At 40.6% G+C, this 6,682-nt stretch carries 6 protein-coding genes; 1 reads left to right on the top strand and 5 read right to left on the bottom strand.

The features are described 5' to 3' along the window. The first annotated feature begins 349 nt into the window (after positions 1-349). Entirely contained in the window at positions 350-973 is a 624-nt protein-coding gene (locus AC1DDX_RS21970) for a Sir2 family NAD-dependent protein deacetylase (protein ID WP_477622600.1), read from the top strand. 65 nt (positions 974-1,038) lie between these two features. Here AC1DDX_RS21970 and AC1DDX_RS21965 read toward each other — a convergent pair whose 3' ends face one another. From AC1DDX_RS21965 to AC1DDX_RS21945, 5 genes are all read right to left on the bottom strand, one after another. After that, positions 1,039-2,829, bottom strand: coding sequence for a peptidase associated/transthyretin-like domain-containing protein (locus AC1DDX_RS21965; RefSeq protein ID WP_477622599.1), 1,791 nt, complete (start codon positions 2,827-2,829; stop codon positions 1,039-1,041). Then, positions 2,829-3,794 (bottom strand): FecR family protein, encoded by a 966-nt coding sequence (locus AC1DDX_RS21960; RefSeq protein ID WP_172663277.1) that lies wholly within the window; start codon positions 3,792-3,794, stop codon positions 2,829-2,831. Before AC1DDX_RS21960 ends, AC1DDX_RS21965 begins: the two co-directional genes overlap by 1 nt. A 9-nt stretch (positions 3,795-3,803) precedes the next feature. Then, the gene (locus AC1DDX_RS21955) at positions 3,804-4,385 is read right to left on the bottom strand and encodes an RNA polymerase sigma-70 factor (RefSeq protein ID WP_288884351.1); all 582 of its coding nucleotides are present in this window, start codon (positions 4,383-4,385) and stop codon (positions 3,804-3,806) included. Positions 4,386-4,600: 215 nt separating this feature from the next. After that, positions 4,601-6,154: a DUF4833 domain-containing protein gene (locus AC1DDX_RS21950; protein ID WP_288884352.1), complete on the bottom strand. Its 1,554-nt coding sequence runs from the start codon at positions 6,152-6,154 to the stop codon at positions 4,601-4,603. A gap of 11 nt (positions 6,155-6,165) precedes the next feature. Then, positions 6,166-6,682, bottom strand: a 517-nt coding sequence (locus AC1DDX_RS21945) for a GIN domain-containing protein (RefSeq protein WP_477622598.1), incomplete at its 5' end; no start/stop codon positions are given.

Below are 6,682 nucleotides of genomic sequence, written 5' to 3'. Positions count from 1 at the left end.
AGCAAATACAGCGGTATAATTGTAATTAAAGTATTTATTATATTAATATTATATTGAAATATTGAAGGCTGTTCTAAAGAACAGCCTTTTAAATTTAAAAGGAAATTAGTTGTGGTCAGTCATACTGAAGTAGCTCGTCATCCTGAGAACCGAATAGCACACCCCGTCATCTCGGGGAATTCGTCATATCGACGATAGGAGAGATCTCTTGATCACTAAATAGCTGTGCCAGGCAAATTGGCATAACCAAGAGATCTCTCCTATCGTCGATATGACGACCGCGGAAAGGGCATTTGCAATTGCACAGCCTTTTAACCAAACAGCTAACTCAAAAACCAAACAACTCTCTATGAAAAGAAAACTTGTAGTATTAACCGGAGCAGGCATCAGCGCCGAGAGCGGTTTAAAAACCTTCAGAGATACCGATGGACTGTGGGAAGGATACAACGTTTACGATGTAGCCACACCAGAGGCCTGGAAACGCAATCCTGCAATGGTACAAGACTTCTATAATCAAAGAAGGAAGCAAGTGCTGGAAGCAAAGCCAAACGCCGCTCACAAAGCCCTTGCTGATCTCGAAGAGTTTTTCGATGTACACATCATTACCCAAAACATAGATGATTTGCATGAGCGTGCCGGATCAACAAAAGTTACCCATTTACACGGCGTAATTACCCGCTCACAATCAGATCTGAACCCCGATTTAACTTACCCGATAAACGGATGGGAGCTTAAAACAGGGGAGTATTGTGAACTTGGCGCGCAACTAAGGCCACATGTAGTTTGGTTTGGAGAAGATGTGCCTATGATAGGCCCCGCTACCTCAATTTGCTCAAAAGCCCATGTTTTTATGCTGATAGGCACTTCTCTGGCCGTTTATCCGGCAGCAGGTTTAATAAATTTTGTTCCGCGTACCACAGTTAAATACATAATTGACCCTAAAATACCTGAGGTAGGAGGTAGACCATTATAAAAACATAGTTAAAATAGAAAAAACCGCAACCGCCGGAGTAGCCGAAGTGGTAAAAATGTTAACCGCTACATAATGGTAATACCCACATTCCAGCCAATCCAACCCTTAGCCCTTTTGCTGATGTAATCATGCTTTGCGGGCGCTATGTTTTGTTTGTAGCCTTTGCCGCTTGAACCTTCAGGAGCTTCTGTAGAGTAAATAGAATAAACCGGTCCGCCAAATACGGTTATACCTTTAACCAACTGAATCTGGAGGTTGGTCTGGAACCTGTGCAGGAAATTGGAGTAATCCCAATTGCCCAGATACAAATATTGAGAGGTGATCTCGGCCGCTACAGAGAATCTGTTGCTGAATATAAAGTCGTGGCCAAAGCCTAAACCCGCAGTTTCAATATTAGCAGAATCGGCAAAGTTTTTTCCAGCCAATATGATGTTGTACAACTTTGCATTCCCCATTTTAAAAGAAACATTCGCATTTATGGTCTCATTTGTAGAGAAACTAAGCTTATGATAGCCATTCTTAACAAAATTGATCAGGCCTAGGCTATAGCCATCCGATTTTCCTGAAATATTTACGATACCAATCTGAAAACCATCCATTTCCTTAGCATAATTAAACAAACCGGCAATCTGAGTCCCCTTCATTCGTTGTGAGGTGATGTTACCAAGACCTGCTATTTGCATTCCATTAAGGTTTTTAGAAGCCAGATTCCCAAGCCCTGCAATCTGAAAACCCTTTGTGTCCTGAGATACCACATTGATCAGGCCTGCAACTTGCATACCTTTCGCATCCTTGGATACCACATTGGCAAGCCCTGCAATCTGAAAACCTTCGGCCTTCTCTTTCACGTGGTTAAGCAAACCAGCAACCTGCACACCTTTAACACTCGTTCTTACATCATTAAGCACCCCAGCCACCTGTACACCATCTACAGAGCCGCCCACGCCATTAAACACACCGGCTACCTGCAACTTCTTCACGTTTCCTTTGGTAATGTTAAACACACCGGCCACCTCAACACCATCTGTTCCGGCAGTATAACCACCTAAAATATTCAGTGATACTTTATTTATCACCTGCGAACTCATTATCCCATGTGTACTTAAACCGGGGGTAAGCGAAGCCTGAAAGGGGGTGTTTGCAAAGAAATCAGGAATATTTAAACTCTGCATTCTTTGTTTTGAAGAAATAAAGAACCTGCTGATTCCCGAGTTCTCAATCGAATTAAAAAACTCACTGCCCTGCTCAGAATCTTCCTCTTTATAACCTTCGGGCTTAACTGTAATATCAGCCAGAAAAACCAGCGAAGTATCCCTGTAGGTATCTTTACTGGCCGTTAAAGTAACGTCCGTATGTTCACCCTTAAAGCGAAGCCTGAAATAACCCTCGTTATCCGTAAGTGTCGATTGGAGTAAACGTTTTTCGTAAACGCTTGCCTGTTTTATTTTTTTGCCCGTTTCCGTATCAATAACATATCCGCTAATGATGTACAGTTTATCCGCGCTGGTAATATTTTCGGGTTCAATAGTCAGGTGGTTGGCTGCATAGCGAAGTATAATGTACTGTCCGGTTTCTTTATAATCCACTTTTCCGTTAAATAAGCGGTCAAGTATGTCTCTAACCTGCATATCCTTCACCTTCAGGGTTACTATGCTATCCTGCTTAAATAAAGAGCCTGTGTACGAAAAATAGAAATCGCCTGCCTTACTCATTTTGTTGAGCACCTCAGAAATCGGTTGTTGTTTTATATCCAGATTAACCCTTCTGTCCAAATTACGGAGGTAATTGGTTACGGACGACTGGGCCTTACAATATCCGGTTATAAATAATAGGGCTATGATTATTTTTAATCTCATTATTTAATTTTAGACAGCGTGATCTGTCCATCGTTACGATCTATTTTTAAATTCTGCATAGTCTCTTTAATATACCCCAGGTTTTTATCTAATTGATTAGCCTCTTCAAGCGTAGTATTAAGTGTTTCATTGGCAATAGAAGGGTCTTGTATAACGATATGCACATCATAAGCCTCATTTAAAACCTCTACCACCTTCCAAAGAGGTGTTTTATAGAATACAAACTTTCCGCTGCGGTAATAGCTATACAGCTGATCTGTATTCTGCTCTTTAATCAATTTAGGCGATACCTCTTTAATCAAAACTTTCTCTCCTTTATGCAGCTCTACCATTTCATTGCCATTGCTCACTTTTACAATACCTGTTTCTACAATTACCTCAGTTTCTCCTTTTAAGTGTTTCACATTAAAGGAAGTACCAACAACCGTTACCGATACTTTATTAATCTTTATTACAAAAGGTTTTGATTTATCGTGCGCCACATTAAAAAACACATCACCTTGTTTAAGCCTCACACTGCGTTCGTCTTTAAAATCTGTCACATAGCTGATCTGCGAGTTTTTATTCAAAGTTACTTCCGATCCGTCGGGAAGGTGTTCAACGATCACCTTATTGCTGGCCACAAGATCCGTATAATTTGCGGGGCCAAATACATTGTACATCATCCATGCTCCGGCTACTAAAACCAATACAGCGGCAATTTTTAACCACCCGAAATTTTGCTTAATTGGTCGCACAATAGCTTCCTTTGATCCCGAAGCCGTTCTTGCTTTGAATTTTGTCCATGCCTGTTCTTCATCAACATTGCTGGTAGTACTTAAACTTTTACTTGCAGTCCAGATTCTTTCCAGCTGGGTAAATTCGGCCCTGTTAGAGGTAGCCTCATCCAGCCATTTTTGTACAGCAATACTTTCTTCTTCACTTGTTTCTTTTAAAAGAAACTTTATCAATATTTCCTCGGTCATCTGTTCCTCTTAATTAAAAAAATCTTTGTAATACATGATTATGCCTGGTAAAATGAGCGTGATGAAATCGGCCAGTTTCAAACGCAATATCTTTAAAGCTTTGCCCATCTGGTTTTCTACTGTTTTAATAGAAAGATCCAGTTGCTCGGCTATTTCTCTGTATTTCAATTCCTCAAACCTGCTCATCTGGAAAATGGTTCTGCAATGCTCAGGTAATTCATTTAACGCCTCCTGCAGCTTATATTGAAGTTCAGTAAGCTCTACTCTTGATGATGCAGCTTCATGATGATCGTTCATGGTATATGCGGCAAAATCCTGGTATTTCGTTTTAACTTTTTGGTGTTTAAGGTAGTTTAAGCTATCGTTATAAACACATTTGTACAGATATGCTTTTATTGATGTCTGCACGTTTAACAATTCTCTCTTTTCCCAGAATTTAAGAAACATAGATTGTACAATTTCTTCCGCAGTGTCTTCGTCCCTAAGCATTACATTGGCATAGGAGTGAAGCTCTTTATAATGCGCTTTGAACATTTGCTCAAATGCTTTATCATCATATTGATGCAGAAGGGCGGTTTTTTGATTTATCACTGGTTTGTTTCTTACTACTTTAATTTATTGCTGGTCTGTTCAAATATATTAGTTTTTTTTAAGCGTTGTCCCACATGGTCGTCATCCTTCCTCGTCGGCGATCGTCATCCTGAATTTATTTCAGGATCTCGGAAGCGCTATTACGCCTTTCTAGTGAGAGATCCTGAAATAAATTCAGGATGACGTGGCGATTACCCAGGCGTGCCCGCCCGCCCCTAAATCTCAATCCGCTTTAAAATCTCAATCCCTGACGCGCTATTCACTGTTATCAAATCAATGTACTCTACCTTTGGGAACCAGAACGAACCACCATTTACCCTAACAAAAACCCGTTTCAACAATAAATCCTTGCCCTCATCCTTTATATAAATCTTATATTTATTATCAATTTCAGACCTTTTAAGATACAATGGCAGCTTTTTATACGCAACCAACCTGATCTCAAATTCCCCATTCTCCAAAGCTTTACATTTTACCCCATAGGCAAACCTGCGCTCAATACCGGTCAGCTCTTTGTATTTGCCTTGCTCTGCATACCTGATCCACGATCCTTTAACTGGGTTTTCACGATCCAAAACCCCTTCACTTTTAAAGTTAAGCTCATAAATTACCGTATTGGCATCAGGGTTTCTCTGCAGAAAAAACAACAGGTTTTCTCCAATAGGAGTAGGCAGGGCCGAGGTTTCAGCTTCAACCGCTTTCTTTAAAGGCTGGCTTAAAACATCTAACGACTCACTAAGCAATAAAATGATCACCAGCAGCATACCTGCAAACTTTAAAACCTTTATTCCCTTGTTCTTAAGGTAAGTTGCTTTATCTAAAACCGGAGCTTTATCGGCCTGCTCAATATTGGCAAGTTTGTGTCTGTAAATCTTACCCGGACTGGCAAAAATGAAGAAAAGCATTTCTTTAATCCCATCGCTCTGCTTCACATCCTTTATCATGTCCCTGTATTCATGAAAGTTCAAAATAAAAGGATTCGTTTTATTGCCTACAGGCGTAGTAAGGCCATACACGGGCTTTTCTTCTTCATATTGAAAAGTGCCAAACAAATGGTCCCAGATCATAAACGTAGCACCAAAGTTCTTATCCAGGTATTTCTCCTGACTGCCGTGATGCACCCTGTGGTTAGATGGCGTACCAAAGTACTTTTCAATAAAAGGATGCAATTTTCCAATGGCTTCGGTATGTACCCAAAACTGATATAACGTGCTCAACTGACTGGCAACAAAGAATATAACCGGGTTAAAACCCATTAAAGCCACCGGTATAAAAAATACAGTTTTAAAATGCTGCACCCAGCTTTGTCTGAAAGCCACCGTTAAATTGTAATGCTCGGCCGAGTGGTGCACTACATGTGTTGCCCAAAAGAACCTGTTGAAATGAGATATGCGGTGCGACCAGTAACTGCAGCAGTCATAAATGATAAAACACGGAATCAGGCTCCACCAGCTCAAATGCATGCGCCATGGCAAAACATTGTAAATCCACACTGCACCGTAAAGCAATATTGCTTTCATTAAAAGGTTAACAGCTAAATTTCCAAGGCCAATGAAAAGTGAACCTATGGTTTCTTTCTTCTCATAGCTTTTATGTTCAGCAAAGTGAGAAAATCCACATTCCAAAGCCGTGCAAAAGAACACCAACGGCAATGCATATATCAGTAAGTCGGGGGCACTTTTCTCTAGCTGATGGATGTCATTAATCGGAATTCTTGCTGCTCCGAATGTAGAGATGAAGTTTTGCCAAATTGATTGAAGTGAAGCCATGACCGTAGTTTTTAAAATTTAATTACTTTTCCAGAACCGCTGATATCGGAATTAACCTGTGGACTACCCCAGTAGTATACTTTACCGCTGCCGCTTATTGCAGCCTTTAACAGATCCTGTACTTTGATTTTCACATCACCACTTCCAGATATGTCTATGTCGGCATTTTTAGCATTTAGCTTCTCCAGATCTGCATTGCCAGAACCTGAAATATCTACTTTTGCCTGTCTGGCATTAAAGGTCTCGTCAACCTCAATTTCTCCGGATCCGCTAAGAGAAGCCCTAAATGTATCAACATCAGGAAACTGACCTTTTATTTCAACCTCCCCGCTACCGCTTAACGAAACACGGTCTATCAAAGGCATGGTAATAAATACCTCAATATCGTCATGTTGTACACTTGTGCGCTCATATTCCAGATACAATACGCTGCTCATAACCTTGGTTTTAAAGTGAGGGATCAGGTTGTCAGATCCTTTTAATACCACCTTAAAATCGGCGCCATAAACCACATGGACAGGGTTGGAG

Source organism: Pedobacter sp. 10L46_2 (assembly GCF_056395165.1).
Note: the sequence above shows the minus strand (reverse complement) of the source record. Positions and strands in the feature narration are given on the sequence as shown.

What these genes read in the sequence shown, in the direction of transcription:
- AC1DDX_RS21970 (WP_477622600.1), top strand. Translation starts at nt 350, where the DNA reads ATGAAAAGAAAACTTGTAGTATTAACCGGAGCAGGCATCAGCGCCGAG.
- AC1DDX_RS21965 (WP_477622599.1), bottom strand. Translation starts at nt 2,829, where the DNA reads ATGAGATTAAAAATAATCATAGCCCTATTATTTATAACCGGATATTGT.
- AC1DDX_RS21960 (WP_172663277.1), bottom strand. Translation starts at nt 3,794, where the DNA reads ATGACCGAGGAAATATTGATAAAGTTTCTTTTAAAAGAAACAAGTGAA.
- AC1DDX_RS21950 (WP_288884352.1), bottom strand. Translation starts at nt 6,154, where the DNA reads ATGGCTTCACTTCAATCAATTTGGCAAAACTTCATCTCTACATTCGGA.